The following is a 17,986-nucleotide window of genomic DNA, read 5'->3' on the forward strand; positions in this document are numbered from 1 at the left end:
GGTCGTGCAACGGGCCTCAGCGGGCCTCGGCCTGGCCGGCATCGAGGGCGGCCACGGGCAGTGCCCGATCGGCCGGGAGCACGATGCCGGGCTGGCGGAACAGCTCGGGGCTGAGGCGGCCGGTGGCGCGCAGCAGGCGGTAGGCGGCGATGATCTCGTCGATACCGGCGGCGGTCGCGTCGCTCTGGGCGTTGATCAGGCCGATCTCGCCGTTGAGGATGTCCAGCAGCGAACGGCGGCCCATCTCGCGCTCCTTGCGCGCCAGGTCGAGGAAGCTCTCGGCGATGTTCACCTGGTTGCGCAGGTGCTCGGAGCGCTCGCGGGAGGTCTGCCAGGAGTCCCAGGCGTTGCGGGCTTCCTCGATGGCCTGGATGCGCACGTAGTCGGCCTTCTCCTCGGCGCTCAGCACGGCCTGGTCGGCGGCACGGGTGACGTGGTCGGCACGCATGCCGAGGTCGAACTGCCAGTCGAAATTGACCATGGCCTTGGTGTCGTCGCGGCGACCCGGGGAGCCGTCGTAGTCGTCGAAGTGGGCCTGGCTCAGGCGGAACGACAGGCGCGGCATCAGCTCCTTGCTGCGGGCGGCGTCGCGCTCGGCGAGGGTCACCTCGGCACGCTTGATGGCGGCCAGCACGTCGGGGTTCTGCTGGCGCACGCTTTCGATGATGTCCACCTCGGAGGCCGGCAGGCGCGCACCGGGAATGGCCAGGCCCTCCAGGCTGTCGGCGGCGATGGCGGCTTCGCCGAAGATCACCCGGTAGCGGTTCAGCGCTTCACGCATGCGGCTGTCGGCCATGACGCGACGCGCCTCGGCACCGGCCAGCTGCGACTTGGCCTGCAGCACGTCGGTGGCGTAGCCGCGGCCGGCCTCCATGCGCGCGTTCTCCAGGGAGGTCTGCTGCTTGATGTTCTGTTCCGACTGGCGGGCGTAGGCCTGGGTGCGCTGGGCCTGGATCACCTGCAGCTGTGCCTCGATGGCGGCCAGAGTCAGGTTCTGCACCTGCAGCTCGCGCTCGGCCTCTTCCTTGACCAGCACCACCTTGGCGGCCTGCACGCGGGACGAGGTGGCGCCGAAGTCGGTGATCAGCTGGTTGATGCCGACACTGGCCTCGGACGGGTCGTAGCTGCCGTTGCCGCCGTTTTCACGGTCGATGTGCTGCTTGCCGGCGCTGCCGTTGACGGTGAGCTTGGGGAAATAGGCGGTCTTCTCGACGGCGACCTGCTCGCGGGCGGTCTCGACGTCGGCATCGACCATGCGCACCAGCTGGTGCTCGCGCAGGATGCGTTCGAGCCTGTCGGCGAACCCCTGTTCCGCGGATGCATTGGCCGAGCACAGCAGCAGGCAGGTGGCGAGCAACTCTCGCCGCGCTTGAAGGACGGGTTTCAAAGTAGAAAGCATGGAGGGCTCACCGCTACAGGTCATCGTGATGGTCCGGCGGCAGGGCACCGGGCATCGCGATGGTAGCTTTATGCCACCTCGCGAAACTGACAAATGCTGACATTCACTCCCTCGCGCGCCCTTTATCCATCGCTTGCGGCGCTCTGGAACGGGCCTCACACAGCACCCTGCCGCTGCGCTCGGGCAAGCGGAGCGGCACCAATCCGTGCTTTTCCATCCCCATGAAGGTTCGATAAGCTGCAGGAAATGTTGTCACTTGAAGGACAGCGCTTTACCGAATGGATGTAGGTAAAGCGGAATTCGAACCAGGGAAGATGCCGTATCGAACCCCGTGAATGATTGATCTGATCCTGCTCGAAGACGAACCGATCCTCGCCCGGGAACTCAGCGAGTTCCTCGGTGAAAGTGGTTACCGCGTGACCCCGGCGAACAGCCTGGCGAGCTTCGCCGAGGCCTTCGACGAGCAGCGCCACCACCTCGCGGTCATCGACCTGGGCCTGCCGGACGGCGACGGCCTCGATCTGATCCAGCAGTTGCGCGAACGCGGCAGCACCCTCGGCATCGTCGCCTTCACCGCCCGGGGCTCCACCGACCACCGGGTCACCGGCTTTCGCGTGGGCGCCGACCACTACCTGGCCAAGGGCTGCGACCTCGAGGAACTGACGGCGGTGCTCGAAGCCCTGCGTCGACGCCTCGGCCTGCAACGCGGCGGCACCCGCTGGGAACTGGAACTGGCCTCGCGCCAGCTGCGCACGCCCAACCAGCAGCGCCTGCGCCTGTCGCACCAGGACATGCTGGTGCTGCAGTGCCTGATGCAGCGCGCCGGTGACATCGTCTCGCGGCGCGAGATCGTCCACGCCCTCGACGAGGACTACATGACCTACGACCAGCGCCGGCTGGACACGCAGATCCGCCGCCTGCGCCGTAACGTGGAGCAGGCCGCCGGCCTGGAACTGCCGCTCAAGACCCTGCGCAACACCGGCTACTGCTTCTACGAGAAGGTGCGCATCGTCGCCTGAGCGGCCCGGGATCAGCCCGCGCAGAGCAGGCGACCGATGAATGCATACCCCTGGTTGCGCAGCGAGCGGATGGGCGCTGGCGCACCATCGAGCCCGGCGATCTTGCGGCGCAGGCGACTGACGATGGCCTCCAGGCGGCGCTCGTCGTAGGTCAGGTAGTCCTCGCCCAGCCCTTCGGCCAGCACGCGGCGGTTGGCGGTCTGTTCCGGCGCTTCACGCAGCAGCCCCAGGATCCGGCATTCCTTGCGGCTCAGCTCCAGTTGCTGGCCGTCCGGTGCGCTGAGCGCCTGGCGTTTCGCGTCGATCACCCAGCAGTCGCCCAGCGGTGCGGCCTGCATGCCGAGGCGCCGCATCAGCGCTTCCATGGCCGACAGCAGTTCGTCTTCCGCCACGGCGCGGCCCAGGCAGTGGTCGGCACCCAGGGTGTAGCCCGCCAGGCGCTGGTCGAGCCGGCCGGGCTCGGTGAGCAGGATCAGCCCGATGCCCGGCCACAGATTTCGGATGCGGGCGGCCAGCTCGAGCCCGGCACGACCCTCACCCTCCAGCTCCAGGAGGACGATGTGCGGCCCGAACAGGGCGATCTCGGCGTCCTGCAGGGCACCGACGGTGCTCATGGTCACGAAGCCGGCCTTGCCGAGCAGGCGCAGGCACAGGTCCGGCTGGCTGTCCGGCGCGGCCTCCACCACCAAAAGGCGCATGTGCGCGAGCGATGCGGCGGCCCCGCCAGCCATGCGCAGGACGGATATCGGCGAGTTTGCCCGGCTGTGTTCCTGCACGGCGATGCACCCTGGCGGCCCCTTGCTGACGAACGGCGTTCCGGAGGCCGCAAGCCCGAAACACGGCGGCACCCTACCCCACGCAGGCCCCGGCAAAACCGAGCAAATCTGAGCGGCGCAGCGAATCGCGTCGCTGCCCGGTTAGAATCCCCGGCTTCCGAAAAGCCCCGGCGCCCAGCGATGACCCGTCCCCTGCACTTCCTGCTGTTCTGCCTGTGCCTGCTGCTGCCCTGGCAGGCAGGCGCCGACACCCTGCAACTGGGCGAGCGCACGCACGACACCCGGGGCTACCTGGAGCGCCTGGACGACCCCGATGGCCGCCTCGACGCCGCTGGCGCCATGCAGGCCGAAGGCTGGAAGGCGCTGCCCGGTGCGCTGAATGCCGGCTTCACCCGCAGCGTGATCTGGCTGCGCCTGCAGGTGCAGGCCGGCCCCGAATCACCCGAGCGCTGGATGCTGACGCTGAACAACGCCCTGATCGACGGCGTGACCCTCTACGACTACGAGACGGGCGGCGCACCCCGGGTAGCCCAGGGCGGCGAATCCATCAACCGCAAGAACTGGGAGGTGGACTACCGCACGCCCTCCTTCGCCCTCACCCTGCAACCCGACCAGCCGCGCTGGCTGCTGCTGCGGCTGGAAGCGCGCAACGCCATGTCGGTGAGCGTGCGCCTGATGCCCACCGCCGAGTTCGGCGACCGCACCCGCGTGGAATACCTGGGCTCGGGCCTGTACTTCGGCATCTACCTGGCGCTGATCGTCTTCCACAGCGTGTTCTGGCGCATGACCCGCGCGCCGGAAAGCGGCTGGTACCTGATCTACGTGAGTTGCTGCATCGCCATCGAGAGCCTCAGCTACGGGCTGCCGCAACAGGTCTTCGGCATCCCCGGGAGCATCAGCGACCGCATGCTGGGCTGCGGCCTGGCCGCCAGCCTGCCGCTGGGCTTCATCTTCGCCCAGCGCCAGCTGAGGCCCAGGGACATGGTGAACCTGCGGCGCGTGCTCACGGTACTCAGCGTGGTCATCGGCCTCGCCTCCGCCACGGCAGTGCTCGCCGGGCACTACCAGACCGGCGCACCGCTGGTGCAGATCGCCTCCTTGCTGACCATTCCGCTGCTGATCGGCATGGCCGTGCGCATGCTGTTCCAGGGCCATGCCTCGGCGCGGGTGTTCCTGCTGATCTTCGGCATCTACTACGCCGGGGTGATCGTCAGCTTCCTGCGCAACCTCGGCATCGTCCCCACCTCCTTCGCCACCGACAACGCCGCCGCGCTCGGCACCCTGCTGCACATGCTGCTGATGAGCATGCGCATCATCAACCACTACCGGAAGCTGAAGGACGAAAAGAGCCGCGCCGAAAGCAGGCTCAAGCACGTGCTGCAGGACCAGAACGCCCACCTCGAACGGCAGATCGACGCCCGTACCCTGGAACTGCGCGACGAGATCCGCCGGCGCACCGAGCTGGAAGGCGAGCTGCGCGAGCTGCTGCGCCAGGAGCAGCGCATCCGCGAGGAGCAGCGCGACTTCGTGGCGATGGTCTCCCATGAATTCCGCACGCCACTGGCGATCATCGCCACCTCGGCCCAGCAGATCGCCCGCAACCTCGGCAGCGCCCCCGAGCGCAACGAGCAGCGCTGCCAGAACATCCGCGAATCCACCACCCGCCTGCTGACCCTGGTGGACAACTACCTCAACCACGACCGCATGGCCGAGACCAGCACCGAGCTGCGCCGCACCGAAGAGAACCTGCCCGAGCTGCTGGCGCGCAGCACCAGCGACGTGCCCCCCGGTCGCGCCCGCATCGAGTACCACAGCCAGCGCCAGACGCTGCATTGCGACACCGGCCTGACCCGCATCGCCCTGCGCAACCTGATCGCCAACGCCGACCGCCACGCCCCGGCCGACAGCGTCATCCGCCTCGACGTGCGCGAGCGCGCGGACGCGGGGATGCTCGACATCCGCGTGGTCAACGAAGGCCCGGAAATCCCCCGTGAACAGGCGCCGCTGCTGTTCCAGAAGTACTTCCGTGGCAGCCAGGCCCAGCAATCCCCCGGCGCCGGCCTGGGCCTGTACCTGGTCAAGCGCATCGCGGCCCTGCACGGTGGCGAGATCGCCCTGGAAAGCACCGGCAAGGACGGCCCCATCTGCTTCCGCCTGAGCCTGCCGGTGCAGCCCGAGAGCCTCGCCACCGGTTGAACGCGCAAGGCAGAGCGGCGCACAAAGATGTAATTGAGAAGTGATTGCATACGCATTAATCTCGCAATCCCTTTCAACGAGTCGCTGCCTGCCCACCCATGAGCAAGCCGTCGCCCTTCCTGGCCCTCTACCTGCGTGAACAGAACCGGCTGCTGCAGCTGATCCGGCGCATCGTCGGCGATCGCAGCACGGCGGAGGACCTGGCCCAGGACACCTTCCTGCGGCTCTGGGACCGGGAGCTGGGCGATGGCGACCGCAGCCTGCTGTTCCGCACGGCGCAGAACCTTGCCCTGGACCACCTGCGGGCGCGCCAGGTGCGCAACCGCCATGCCCGCGAACAGGCGGAGGACGAAGGCGACGGCCTCGACCTGCAGCAGCAGGCCGAAGCGCACCAGGAACTCGAACACCTGCTGCGCCGCCTGCAAGGCCTGCCCCGCCGTTGCCAGCAGGTCTTTCTCCTCAGTCGCCTCGATGGCCTCTCCTATGCGAGCATCGCCGAACGGCTCGGGGTTTCCCTGAGCACGGTGGAGAAGGACATCATTCGCGTCCTCCAACATTGCCAGCGCACTGAGGGCTGACCCGGTGTCGCACGTTGTAATGGCAGCCCCCTCGATTCGTGGAACGCAAGCAGAGTGAAGACCTCGCCCGAACAGCAAGCACGGCAGGATCGCCAGGACATGGCGACCCGCTGGTACGTGCGCCTGCAGAACCCGCAGTTGCCGGCGAGCGAACGCCTGGACTTCCGCCGCTGGCTGGACAGCGACCCGGCCAACGCCGAAGCCTTCCAGGCGGTGGAGCAGCTCTGGCAGAAACTCGGCGAGCCCGCCCGGCAACTCGCCGGCGATGGCTGGCACCGGCGCCGCCCCGTGCAACGCCAGCGTTGGCCGGCACTGGCCGCCGCCTGTGTGCTCGGCCTGGCGGTAGGCACGCTGTTCTGGCGCGACCCCGGCCTGCTGCAACGCTACGCGGCCGACCACGCCAGCGCCCCCGGCACCCAACAGCAGCTGACCCTGGCCGACGGCAGCCAGGTGCTGCTGGATGCCGACAGCGCCCTGGACCTGCACTTCAGCGATGGCGAGCGCCGCGTCACCCTGCTGCGCGGCCGTGCCTGGTTCGACGTCAGCCACGACGCCAATCGCCCCTTCGTGGTGGAAAGCCCGGGGCTCCGCACCCGGGTGCTCGGCACCGCCTTCGCCGTCGACGCCAGCGGCCAGGGCGAGCGGGTCACGGTCAGCCGTGGACGGGTGGAGGTCCGGGGCAACGCCGCCGACTCGCTCGTCACCCTGATCCCCAACCAGCAGGCCAGCCTCGATGGCAGCGGCCTGCACGGCCCGGAAACGGTGAACAGCGAGCGCGCCCTGGCCTGGCAGCGCGGGCTGCTGATCTTCGATCGCACCCGCCTCGGTGAGGTGCTCGACAGCCTCCGCCACCTCGGCCACCCGCCCGTCGTGCTGCTGGACGATAGCCTGCGCAACCAGCGCATCTCCGGCACCTTCCGCACCAGCGATCCCCAGGCGGTGCTCAGCGCCCTGAGCATCGAACTGGGCCTGAAGACCACGCAGATCCCTGGGTTGGCGGTGGTCCTGCATCGCTGATGCAAAAAATCTGAAAATTTCTTGAGGGGTTTCCCGGTCTCGCCCGTTGTATCGGCAGTGAATCATTCGCATTTGCCATTCCCGGGGGAGAACCACCGCATGACCAACCGCCACCGCCTGGCCCGGACCCTGCTCGCCAGCGCCCTGCTCACCACCTTCGCCGCGCCCATGCAGGCCCATAGCAGCGAGGCCGCCAGCGAGCAGCGCCAGCCGCAGTTCCAGTTCGATATCCCCAGCCAGCCGCTGCTCGACGCCCTCGGTGAATTCACCGCCACCACCGGCATCGCCGTGCTGCGCACCACCGAGGAGCAGCTCGCCGGCCAGGCCCCCGCAGTGCGCGGCCGCTACACCGCCGACCAGGCCATGGGCTTGCTCCTCCTGGGCAGCGGGCTGAGCTTCCGCCACGGCGCGGGCAGCATCACCCTGGAACGCCCGAGCGGCGACGGCACCCTCGACCTGTCGCAGATCGACATCAACGCCAGCGGCCAGCAGTCCGCCTTCGGCCCGGTGAGCGGCTACGTGGCCACGGCCGCCGGCACCGCCACCAAGACCGACACGCCGATCATCGAGACGCCGCAATCCATCTCGGTGGTGACCCGCGACCAGATCACCGACATCCATGCCCAGAGCCTGCGTGACGTCCTCGGCTACACCGCCGGGGTGATCGCCACCGAGGCCGACGACCGCCTCACCGACACCTTCGTCCTGCGCGGCTTCCAGATCAGCGGCAGCACCTTCCGCGACGGCATGCGCTACATGAGCAACATCTACGACGGCACCCAGGAGCCCTACGGCATGGAGCGCGTGGAAGTGCTGCGTGGCGCCTCCTCGGTGCTGTTCGGCCAGGCCGCGCCGGGCGGCATCATCAATGTGGTGAGCAAGCTGCCGACCCGCGAAGAGCTGCACGAGATCAAGGCCGAAACCGGCAGCAACGACCGCCACCAACTGGCCACCGACCACGGCGGCGCCCTCACCGACACCCTCAGCTACCGCTTCACCGCCCTGCAGCGCAAAAGCGACACCACCACCGACCACGTGCCGGACGACCGCACCTACATCGCCCCGTCCCTCACCTGGCAACCGGACGACGCCACCAGCCTCACCCTGCTGGCCACCTACCAGAAGAGCCGCACCGCCTATGTCTACGGCCTGCCCGCCGAAGGCACCGTGCTGCCCAACCCCAACGGCCATATCTCGCGCCACACCTTCACCGGTGAGCCGGGCTACGACAAATCGGTGATCACCGCCTGGGACATCGGCTACCGCTTCGAGCACGCCTTCAACGACGACCTCAAGGTGCGCCAGAACCTGCGCTACTTCGAATCGGAAAACGAGATGCCGTCGGTGTGGCTCGACAGCTTCATCGACCCGCAGATGACCACCGTCGCACGCGGCGCCCAGGACCGCGTCGACGACTCGCGCAACTTCGTCGTCGACACCCAGCTGGAGGCGCGCTTCCACCACCAGCGCGTCGAGCAGACGGTTCTGGCCGGCGTCGATTACGGCGATCGCCACCTGCAGACCGACCGCTACGACTACGACCTGACCCCGCTGAATGTCTTCAACCCGGTCTACGGCGGCACCTTCACCGCCAGGGGCCCTGCGCCGTACAGCTCCAGGAACCGCACCCGCCAGAGCGGCGTGTACCTGCAGGACCAGATCAAGTTCGACGAGAGGTGGGTGCTGCTGCTCGGCGGCCGCCAGGACTGGGCCAAGCAGAAGGAAGATGCGCTGTACGGCAACGACCGCTCACGCCAGGACAGCGACGCCTTCACCAAGCGCGTGGGCCTGGTCTACCTCGCCGACAACGGCCTGGCGCCCTTCGTCAGCTACAGCGAATCCTTCGAGCCCCAGGCAGGCCGTAGCCGTGCCGGCCAGGACTTCGACCCCACCGAAGGCGAGCAATACGAACTCGGCATCCGCTACCAGCCACCCGGCAGCAACGCCCTGTACTCCGCCGCGCTGTACCAGCTGACCCGCAGCAACGTACTGACCACCGACCCGGTGGACACCAACTTCCAGGTGCAGACCGGTGAGATACGCTCCCGTGGCCTGGAACTGGAGGCCAAGGCCGACATCGGCAGCAACGCCAGCGTCACCGCCTCCTATGCCTACACCCAGGCCGAAGTGACCAAGAGCAACAGCGGCAATGAAGGCCAGAAGACCGGCGGCATGCCCCGCAACATGTTCTCCGTCTGGGGCGACTACCGCTTCGGCCAGGTCGGCCCGGGGGAATTGCGCGCCGGCGCCGGCGTGCGCTATGTGGACGAAGTGCCGGGGCTGTTCAGCACCCGCATCGTCGCGCCCTCCTACACCCTGGTGGACGCCATGCTCGGCTACGCCATGGGCCCCTGGGACCTCACCCTCAACGTCACCAACCTCACCGACGAGGACTACCTCAGCTACACCTACGCCGCCTTCTACGGCGCCGAACGCCAGGTCACGGCCGGCGTCGCCTATCGCTGGTAAACCCCAGCGCATATGGCGCACGGAGCAACCTGCAGGTTGGCGCCGAGCGCAGCGAGGCCCAACGCTGCGAAATCCAACCCGCAGGTTGGGCCTCTTGCTTCTAACCCGCCGACAAAAGAGCTAGCCCCAGCGGCGTTCAGCACCGCACACTGCGCGTCCCAATCCGCTCCCTCGACCACGGACGATCACCCCATGCTGCGCACCACCTCCGCCCTGCTCCTCACCCTCGCCGCCACCCCTGCCTTCGCCGGCACGCTCACCGAGCAGGCCGAAGAAATGCTCGGCGGCACGGTGCTGAACTGGACCAGCGACACCCAACTCGAAGGCCCCGCCGGGCTCAACGCCACGGTAGTGGTACCCAAGGACGGCAAGGCCAACTACGCCACGCTGGCGATCGTCCACCGCACCCACAAACCCGTCATCGAGCCCTGCGGCATGATCACCTGGACGGTCGATGGCGCTGTCGCCAACGAAGGCTATGGCGAGCTGCAGCTCGACGCTGAAACCTCCAGCGAGAAGGTGGTGATGATGGTGGACCTCGGCCTGTTCAAGACCCTCGCCACCGGTGGGAAAGTGGCGTTCAGCAGCTGCGGGCTGGAGGGCACGGTGAGCGAGGCGGACCAGAAAGGGCTGCAGACGATCCTCGGCAAGCTCTAGGCAAGCATCCGACTCGCCGTAGGTTGGCGCCGAGCGCAGCGAGGCCCAACAGGGGGTGCTGAGCCTCGTGCAATGGCCGAGCCTTATCGCGGATGAATCCGCTCCCACGGCAGCCCTTTGGGCTGCTGGGCGACTCAAGTCGCCCCTACAGGGCAGTAGCCTGGGCTTCAGCCCAGGGTTACTGCATCAGAAAGCTCTGCGATAACGCTGCTGAGGACTTCGTGGGGAGTCCGGGGCGGTCATCTCGATCAAACCCGCCATCAGTGCTGGCTTCAGGTAGTTCTGCGTAAAGGTCGGTCGGTGACTCAACTGCAGATGCTGCATCAGCTCACTCGTTTTCATGCTGACACCCGGTGCGAGTACCTGAAGCAGTTGCGCTACTTGATCGGTTACTTGATCGGTTACTTGATCGGTCAGAGCCACTTCGAGCAACGCCTGATGCAGCGCCGCCAGCATGAACTCGACAAAGGGCGTTGCCTCCCCCGCTCGGTCGGCAGCCGCCAGGGCCGCGTAATAAGCGCCCTGTTGTTCGCGGATAACCGATTCGACAGGCAGATAGGCAAGTACCGGCCGCCAGCGGCTCAGGATCAATGTCTGCCACAACCGGCCGATACGCCCATTGCCGTCCGCGAACGGGTGGATGAACTCGAACTCGTAATGAAATACGCAGCTGGCAATCAGGGGATGCAGCTCGCAGTTCGATAGCCACTGCAACAGATCCCCCACCAGTGTTGGTACACGATCCGCAGGGGGAGCCATGTGCAGAAGCTCGCCATCTCGATAGATGCCGACGCCTCCCTGGCGGTACTGACCTAGCTCATCGATCAGCCCCTGCATCAACACACGATGAGCCTCGAGCAAGTCTGCTCGCTGGCCGGGCTGCCAATGCTCCATGGCCTCGTAGGCCGCGAAAGCATTACGCACCTCCTGAATTTCCCGCGGCAAGCCAAGTACCCGCTTGCCATCCAGCACGGCTGTCACCTGCTCGACGCTCAGCGTGTTGTTTTCGATGGCCAGGGATGCCTGGATGGTTCGAATGCGATTGCCACGACGTAACTGGGGTGCCAGTGAGCCGTCCTGCTGAATCGCCAAACTCCCGACGCGCTCGCCGATATCGGCTACAAGCTGCAGCATGCGCGGTGTCAGGGTGAGTGGGGGGTGATAGGGCTTCATGCAGGCCACCTTATTTCACCGGTGGATTGCGGGTAAAGCGCTGAGCAGCTGAAGCATTGAAAAGCCCGAGGGGCGGGTCGCTACAGAACGAACCAAGCACTGGTCATCGCCTACTCCATATCAACCGCACGCCGTTGAATCACTCACGTCGGCTGGGGGTTAGCAAGCCTGCCAGCCCACCAGCTGCAGCTGACCCAATGGCCACAAGCCCATCCGGAATATCCATGTTGACAAAGCTGAGGTTCCAAAGGGCCAGGATGGTCAGCAATACCGCGACCCCGAGAATCCAGATGGCCCATCGGAAGGTCCAGCGGTCACTGGCCGGGGTGCTCTTGCGCAGTTCGTCGATGAGAATCTTCTTCTCATCGGTCGACAGGCTCACATCGGTTACGACGACTTTAAGCAAGTCATACAACTCGGTGGATTGAGACGTAGCTGTCCGGGCGGTGCCAATCGCCGTCGGGGTAGAAGCCAACGCATCCGCTGCCTGGGTGATCTGCTCGTCCATAAAGAATCCTCGCTGTTGAAAAGCACAAACCGCATGTACCGAAAGGCTGGCTCGGCCCTTTCCACGTCTGGCAACTAGAAAGCGAGTGTGGCGCTTCCAAGCGCATTGCCCTTGCGTTCATAGAACGTCACCACGGCAGACGCCTGGTCGACTTCGATACGCGCGAAGTTGTCTTTGGAGTGCATCTCGGAAGTAAGAGCGCCGACGTAGCGCTGGTTCCCCTTGCCCTTCAGTACGTCACCAAAACCGAAGCTTGATTGGCGCATGTGCGGCAGAGGCCAGAAGAACGATGAGGAAACGATCTGGTGCACGAGGAAGTCGTCGTCTCCTTCCAGGCGCAATTCACTGGTGAACGAACAGTGCACATCACCGGAAACGAAGACCACTTTCCTGATCCGCTTGCTGTGAATGAAGTCGAGGATCTGCTGGCGTTGTTCAGGGAATGCATCCCACTTGTCGTTCTTGTCGCTTTTCATATCGGGGAACATCGGCACCGAGGTCACGATGAACTTGACGTTCCCGGAGCCATCATCCAGCCATTTGAGCAGCGCGCCCATTTGCCCGTCGTTGACCATTCTCCGAGCGCCCGCCTCGAGTACCCGCTCGGTCCGAGAATCCATGACAAACCAGTCGGCGCAGCCGTCCCGGAAGCTGTACCAGAAATGCGAGAGCGTCCCCTCGATACGCTCGCCGTTGCTCGGAAAAAGTGGACTGTGGCTGCACTGGTAAATCTGGTAGGCATGCATTGCCCAGATGTACTTCGAAGTCCGGTCACTGCTCGTGGCTTCAACCGGCCAGTTGTCCTCGATTTCGTGGTCATCGAGAATCATGTAGGTCGGCACTCTCGCCATGAGCTTGCGTATGTATTCCTGCGCGAAAACAGCTCGATAACGCTCAAGGAATTGATCCAGGGTCTGGTCCGGTGCCAGCCCCTTGAGGTCGTCCGCGTAGATCTGATCGCCGATCATCAACAATGCATCGACGGATTGGCCACCGGCGATCTGCTCCAGAACAGAACGGAAGGCTTTGTCGCCCCGATCATCAAAGAAGTTGCCACCGAATAGCCGCAGTACATAGCGGCAGGAACCCACGATGTAGCGGCGCGGGGCTGTATTCCCTGATGGGCCCGTCGTGAAGCTCAGTTTGAAATCCGGTTCTGGAGCCGGCCATTGCAGATCGCCGGCAAGGGCCTGGACGCCTGCCAATTCAGCCTCGGCAAAGAACCAGCCGACCTGGTACTCGTACAAGGTCTCAGGGGCGAGCCCCTGAATCACGAATACGCAACTGAAGTCGAAGATAGGAGAGAGCTTGTTGAAGATGGGCAAGGACCAGGCGGCGCTCCCTGCCTGGCGCCAACGCAAAGCCCCAAAACAGCGCCGCTGATCCTGTCCGAGCACCTCTTTCCCAGCCCTGATGAAGACACGTGTCTCGTCGGGGCCGGTCGCTCCGACAATAGGTCCAACGCTTGGCCAATTCAGTTTCATTGCACGCTCCCTGTGAAGTATTCCATCACCACTGTGTGCCAGTTGAGGCACTGGATATAGGAATAGCCGCTTATTGGCACATTGCCAGCAGAGCGAAGGGTGGGAGCAATAGGAGCTTTAAGCGCCGTAGATTGGCGCCGAGCCTAGCGAGGCCCAACGGAGCAAGGCTCGGCCTGGCTCGTTGGGCTTCGTGCCTCAGCCCAACCTACAAGAGCGGGCTTCGGCGCCCATCACCCCCACGGCAACTCCACCCGCGCACGCAGGCCGCCTTCGGGGCGGTTGTGCAGGTGCAGTTCGCCGCCGTGTTCGCGGGCGATGGCGCGGGCGGCGGAGAGGCCGAGGCCGACGCCGCCGGATGCGGGATTACGCGAGGGTTCGAGCCGGTAGAAGGGTTCGAAGACCTCCTCCAGGTGCTGCTCGGGGATGCCGGGGCCCTGGTCGCTGATGTCGATGAGGATGCCGTGCGGGTCGGTGTGGAGCGTGATCGCCGGGGCGCGGGCGTACTTCAGGGCGTTCTCCAGCAGGTTGGTGAAGACGCGCTTGAGCCCCAGTGGGCGGCCCAGGTAGACGAGTTTGGTGGGGCCGCTGTAGGGGATGTCGATGCCCTGGTCGCGGTAGTCGTCGATCAGGGTCTGCAGCAGCTCGGCGAGGTCGAAGGGGGTGGCGGGCTCCAGGCGCGCGTCGTCGCGGAAGAAGTCGAGGGCGGCGTTGATCATGCCCTGCATCTCGTCCACGTCGCGGAACAGCTTGCGCTGCTGCTCGGGGTCGTCGATGAATTCGCCGCGCAAGCGCATGCGCGTGAGCGGCGCGCGCAGGTCATGGGAGATAGAGGCGAGCATCTGCGAGCGGTCGGCGACGAAATGGCGGATCTGCGCCTGCATGGTGTTGAAGGCGAGAATGGCCTGGCGGATTTCACGCGGGCCGAGGGGCTCGATGGGCGGGGCGCGGAAGTCGCTGCCGAAGCGCCGCGCGGCATGGGCGAAGCTCTCCAGGGGCCGGGCCAGCCGGCGGGTGGCGACCCAGGCCACGGCCAGCGAGGCGACCAGCGCCAGGGCGACGATGATGCCCAGGCGTATCTCCGGGTCCAGGCCCCAGCTGCGGTAGCGCGCGGAGAACTCCAGCCAGCTGCCATCATGCAGCTTCACCAGCAACTGATAGGGGCGATCGGCATTGGGTGGCGGCCAGTCCTCGGGGTCGTAGGCCTCCAGGTGGCGGGCCTCGCCGAACAGTTTCTCGATCAGCCCGCTATCGTCCTGGAAGCCGTCGTCAAAGCCCGGCGGCAGAGTCAACTGGTTGCGGCCGGCGACCCAGCGCACGGAGAAATTCGGCGCGCTGGCGGCCCGGGCCAGCAGCGGACGCTGGGCCTCGGGGGCGGCCTCGATGATCTGGGTGGCGAGCGCCGCCCGCTCCAGCACCCCGCTGCGGAGCAAGGAGGGCTGCGCCCAGACGCCGGCCAGCTCCACGAACAGCCAGTTGAGCAACAGCGAGGCAAGCATGGCCATGACGATGGTCAGGGCGATCCAGCGGGCGATGGTGTCGCTGCCGCGCGGCCAGTTCATCGGCGGCTGACCTCGGGGCTGAACTGGTAACCGCCATTGCGCACAGTGCGGATGATGTCCGGGCGCTTGCTGTCGGGCTCGATCTTGCGGCGCAGGCGGCTGACCTGCACGTCGACGCTGCGGTCGAAGGCGTCGTGGGCGTTGCCGTGGCAAAGGTCGAGCAGTTGCTCGCGGCTGAGGATGCGCCCCGGGTGTTCGAGGAACACCAGCAGCAGGTCGAACTCGCCGCCGGAGAGCGGGATCATCACGCCATCGGGCGAGCGCAGCTCGCGGCGGGCGACATCCAGCTGCCAGCCGGCGAAGACGATCACCGGCCGCGCCTCGTCGCCGCCGGCCTTCACCGCGGCCCCGGTGCGGCGCTGCACGGCGCGCACGCGGGCCAGCAGCTCACGGGCGTCGAAGGGCTTGGTCAGGTAGTCGTCGGCGCCCAGCTCCAGGCCGATGATGCGATCGCTCAATTCGCCCATGGCGGTGAGCATGACGATGGGGATGCCCAGCTCACCGTGCACCCGCTGGCACAGGCTGAGGCCGCTCTGCCCGGGGAGCATCACGTCGAGCACGATCACGTCCGGGCGCTGCCGGGCGATGGCAGCCCACATGGCGGCGCCGTCGGTGGCGACTTCCACTTCGTAGGAGTGCTGCAGGAAGAATTTTTTCAGCAGGGCGAGGATTTCCACATCGTCGTCCACGATCAACAGTCTGTTCACGATGCTCGGTTCGGGTTGGCTGGGGTCGCTCATCTAAAACCATTTGCGCCGGGCGGTCATATATTTCAATCGGGCAACAATCCTTCAACGCCGGCATCAACGGGACATCTTCCAGCAAAGCCGCCAGGCCATCCTCGCCGCCATTCATTGGGAGGTAGGCGGTATGTCGGTGATGCAGAAAAGATTCGAAAACGGGATGCGTATCGGGGTGTTGTGCGGCTGCCTGTTGCCGCTGGTGGGGTGCAGCAGCCAGGTGACCACCCAGGCTGACTGCGCGGATCTGGCACCCGGTGTGAGCGACCCGGCCGAGGGGCTCAACCGCAAGGTGTTCGCCTTCAACCGGGTGGTCGACGATTACGCCCTGGCCCCCGTGGCACGGGGCTATGCGCGGTTGCCGGAGCCGGTGCGCGACGGCGTGCACAACTTCGCCGCCAACTTCGCCGAACCCAAGGTGCTGGTGAACGACCTGCTGCAGGGCAACGGCCAGCGGGCGATGAACACCCTGGGCCGCTTCACCTTCAACACCATTCTCGGCGTCGGCGGGGTGTTCGATACCGCCGGGCGCATGGGCCTGCCGCACCACGAGGCGGACTTCGGCCAGACCTTCGGCGTCTGGGGCATCGGCAACGGCCCCACCGTCGAGTGGCCGCTGCTGGGCTCGGCCAACAGCCGCGACAGCGTGGGCCGCGTAGCGAACTTCATTTTCTCGCCCTTCGGCAGCGGCAACAGCGACACGGTGGACGCCATCGACACCGCGCAATCGGTCGGCGACACCGTGGACCAGCGCGCCACCGCCCTGCCCCTCACCGACCAGTTGGAGCAACACCCCGACTATTACGCCGCCCTGCGCGAGTACATCGCCGAGCAGCGCGCACAGTTGGTGGCCGAGGGCCGGGCGGGCCAAGTGGACAGCAGCCGCCTGTGGCTGGGCTGCAAGACGCAGGCGGAGTAACCCATGAACGACCCGCGCCAGGCCCCTCTGATGCTGCGCCAGGACATCGAGCGCAACGCCGACGAACTGCAGTACCGCGAGCAGGGCCTGAGCCTGTCGGAAGACGGCCTGGCGCTGGTGCTCAGCTACTACTTCGAGAACTATCGCCCCGGCTACGACGTGCGGGTGGTGTACAGCTACCAGGTGCCGCTGGCGGAGTTCACCCGCTGGATGATCGACAGCGGTCGGCTGCAGCTGTATCGCCCCTGAAGAAGCCAGGCGGGCATTGCACTCCCGCCAACCCCGGGGGCCTTCATGCCGAACCGTGAGGCGGTGCTTGACCGGAAGGGGCGCGCCACCACAATCTGCGAATCTTTCTCATTAACGGATCTAATGGAGTTCACATGTCCCGGCTCCCCGCCCCGCTGGATCGCTTGCCCTTCCCCGTCATCGGCTCGCCGCTGTTCATCATCAGCAACCCGAAACTCGTGATCGAACAGTGCAAGGCCGGCGTGGTCGGCTCGATGCCGGCACTCAACGCGCGCCCCGCCTCGCTGCTGGAGGACTGGCTGGCGGAGATCACCGAGACGCTGGATGCCTACAACCGCGCGAACCCCGACAACCCGGCGGCGCCCTTCTCGATCAACCAGATCGTGCACAAGAGCAACGACCGCCTGGAGCACGACATGGCGTTGTGCGTGAAGTACAAGGTGCCCATCGTCATCACCTCCCTGGGTGCCCGCGAGGACATCTACGCCGCCGCGCATTCCTATGGCGGCGTCGTGCTGCATGACGTGATCAACAACGCCTTCGCCCGCAAGGCGGTGGAGAAAGGCGCCGACGGCCTGATCGCGGTCGCCACCGGTGCCGGCGGCCATGCCGGGGTGAAGAGCCCGTTCGCGCTGATCCAGGAGATCCGCCAGTGGTTCGACGGCCCACTGGCCCTCTCCGGCGCCATCGCCACCGGCGGCGCCATCCTCGCCGCCCAGGCCATGGGCGCCGACTTCGCCTATATCGGCTCGGCCTTCATCGCCTGCGAGGAAGCCAACGCCAGCGAGAACTACAAGCGCGCCATCGTCGAGTGCTCCTCCGATGACATCGTCTACAGCAACCTCTTCACCGGCGTGCACGGCAACTACCTCAAGCCCTCGATCCTGGCGGCGGGGCTGGACCCGAACAACCTCGCCGAGAGCGACCCGAGCAAGATGAATTTCGGCAGCAGCGAGGCCAAGGCCTGGAAGGACATCTGGGGCTGCGGCCAGGGCATCGCCCCGATCGACAAGGTGCAGAAGGCGGCGGAGTACATCGCCCAGCTCAAGCGCGAATATGCCGAGGCCAGGGCGCGGCTGCTGCCGATTTGACTGCTGGTCAGCGGAAACAAATAGGGCGCCGGCGGTTTCGATCCACTCCACCGGTGTTCCAGAAGTGGGATGGAGCTCAGCCATCCACATAGGGCGAGTTGGCTTCGTGTGTAACCAAGGGCGCCGCAACGGCAACACCGTCAGTTTTTAAC

Annotated in this window: 16 protein-coding genes; 9 read left to right on the forward strand and 7 right to left on the reverse strand. The window is 66.1% G+C overall.

The features are described from left to right. Positions 1-16: 16 nt before the first annotated feature. Entirely contained in the window at positions 17-1,357 is a 1,341-nt protein-coding gene (locus DMX10_RS17070) for a TolC family protein (RefSeq protein ID WP_158545610.1), read from the reverse strand. Positions 1,358-1,734: 377 nt separating this feature from the next. On the opposite strand from DMX10_RS17070, the gene DMX10_RS17075 reads away from it, so the two are divergent. Further along, on the forward strand, positions 1,735-2,418 hold the full coding sequence (locus DMX10_RS17075; protein WP_111262185.1) for a response regulator transcription factor: 684 nt from the start codon (positions 1,735-1,737) through the stop codon (positions 2,416-2,418). A gap of 11 nt (positions 2,419-2,429) precedes the next feature. On the opposite strand, the gene DMX10_RS17080 is transcribed toward DMX10_RS17075, so the two are convergent. Next, positions 2,430-3,116 carry a response regulator transcription factor gene (locus DMX10_RS17080; RefSeq protein WP_158545611.1) on the reverse strand — a complete coding sequence of 229 codons (687 nt, stop codon included), beginning with the start codon at positions 3,114-3,116 and terminating at the stop codon, positions 2,430-2,432. 258 nt (positions 3,117-3,374) lie between these two features. Between DMX10_RS17080 and DMX10_RS17085 the strand changes: the two genes are divergently transcribed. The 5 genes from DMX10_RS17085 (at position 3,375) to DMX10_RS17105 (ending at position 10,111) form a co-directional block, all read left to right on the forward strand. Then, positions 3,375-5,390 carry a sensor histidine kinase gene (locus DMX10_RS17085; protein WP_111262187.1) on the forward strand — a complete coding sequence of 672 codons (2,016 nt, stop codon included), beginning with the start codon at positions 3,375-3,377 and terminating at the stop codon, positions 5,388-5,390. A gap of 98 nt (positions 5,391-5,488) precedes the next feature. Then, positions 5,489-5,968 (forward strand): RNA polymerase sigma factor, encoded by a 480-nt coding sequence (locus DMX10_RS17090; protein ID WP_111262188.1) that lies wholly within the window; start codon positions 5,489-5,491, stop codon positions 5,966-5,968. A 54-nt stretch (positions 5,969-6,022) separates the two neighbouring features. Continuing rightward, positions 6,023-6,985 (forward strand): FecR family protein, encoded by a 963-nt coding sequence (locus DMX10_RS17095; RefSeq protein ID WP_146603023.1) that lies wholly within the window; start codon positions 6,023-6,025, stop codon positions 6,983-6,985. Between the two features lie 99 nt (positions 6,986-7,084). Further along, positions 7,085-9,454, forward strand: a complete 2,370-nt coding sequence (locus DMX10_RS17100; RefSeq protein WP_218281326.1) for a TonB-dependent siderophore receptor — start codon at positions 7,085-7,087, stop codon at positions 9,452-9,454. A gap of 192 nt (positions 9,455-9,646) precedes the next feature. After that, the gene (locus DMX10_RS17105) at positions 9,647-10,111 is read left to right on the forward strand and encodes a hypothetical protein (RefSeq protein WP_111262190.1); all 465 of its coding nucleotides are present in this window, start codon (positions 9,647-9,649) and stop codon (positions 10,109-10,111) included. A gap of 186 nt (positions 10,112-10,297) precedes the next feature. Here DMX10_RS17105 and DMX10_RS17110 read toward each other — a convergent pair whose 3' ends face one another. The 5 genes from DMX10_RS17110 to DMX10_RS17130 all read right to left on the reverse strand — a co-directional run bounded on the left by DMX10_RS17110 (position 10,298) and on the right by DMX10_RS17130 (position 15,575). After that, positions 10,298-11,284 (reverse strand): Fic family protein, encoded by a 987-nt coding sequence (locus tag DMX10_RS17110; protein WP_111262191.1) that lies wholly within the window; start codon positions 11,282-11,284, stop codon positions 10,298-10,300. A gap of 139 nt (positions 11,285-11,423) precedes the next feature. Continuing rightward, entirely contained in the window at positions 11,424-11,792 is a 369-nt protein-coding gene (locus tag DMX10_RS17115; protein WP_111262192.1) for a hypothetical protein, read from the reverse strand. Positions 11,793-11,866: 74 nt separating this feature from the next. Then, entirely contained in the window at positions 11,867-13,276 is a 1,410-nt protein-coding gene (locus tag DMX10_RS17120) for an alkaline phosphatase D family protein (RefSeq protein ID WP_111262193.1), read from the reverse strand. A 230-nt stretch (positions 13,277-13,506) separates the two neighbouring features. Further along, positions 13,507-14,835, reverse strand: a complete 1,329-nt coding sequence (locus tag DMX10_RS17125; protein WP_111262194.1) for an ATP-binding protein — start codon at positions 14,833-14,835, stop codon at positions 13,507-13,509. Then, positions 14,832-15,575 carry a response regulator gene (locus DMX10_RS17130; RefSeq protein WP_111262195.1) on the reverse strand — a complete coding sequence of 248 codons (744 nt, stop codon included), beginning with the start codon at positions 15,573-15,575 and terminating at the stop codon, positions 14,832-14,834. Before DMX10_RS17130 ends, DMX10_RS17125 begins: the two co-directional genes overlap by 4 nt. A 139-nt stretch (positions 15,576-15,714) precedes the next feature. On the opposite strand from DMX10_RS17130, the gene DMX10_RS17135 reads away from it, so the two are divergent. The 3 genes from DMX10_RS17135 (at position 15,715) to DMX10_RS17145 (ending at position 17,834) form a co-directional block, all read left to right on the forward strand. Next, the gene (locus tag DMX10_RS17135) at positions 15,715-16,494 is read left to right on the forward strand and encodes a VacJ family lipoprotein (RefSeq protein ID WP_111262220.1); all 780 of its coding nucleotides are present in this window, start codon (positions 15,715-15,717) and stop codon (positions 16,492-16,494) included. 3 nt (positions 16,495-16,497) lie between these two features. Next, entirely contained in the window at positions 16,498-16,743 is a 246-nt protein-coding gene (locus DMX10_RS17140; RefSeq protein WP_111262196.1) for a hypothetical protein, read from the forward strand. Positions 16,744-16,877: 134 nt separating this feature from the next. Next, the gene (locus DMX10_RS17145; protein WP_111262197.1) at positions 16,878-17,834 is read left to right on the forward strand and encodes a nitronate monooxygenase family protein; all 957 of its coding nucleotides are present in this window, start codon (positions 16,878-16,880) and stop codon (positions 17,832-17,834) included. Positions 17,835-17,986 lie beyond the last annotated feature (152 nt).

This window comes from Pseudomonas sp. 57B-090624, assembly GCF_003234055.1.
GTDB lineage: Bacteria > Pseudomonadota > Gammaproteobacteria > Pseudomonadales > Pseudomonadaceae > Metapseudomonas > Metapseudomonas tohonis.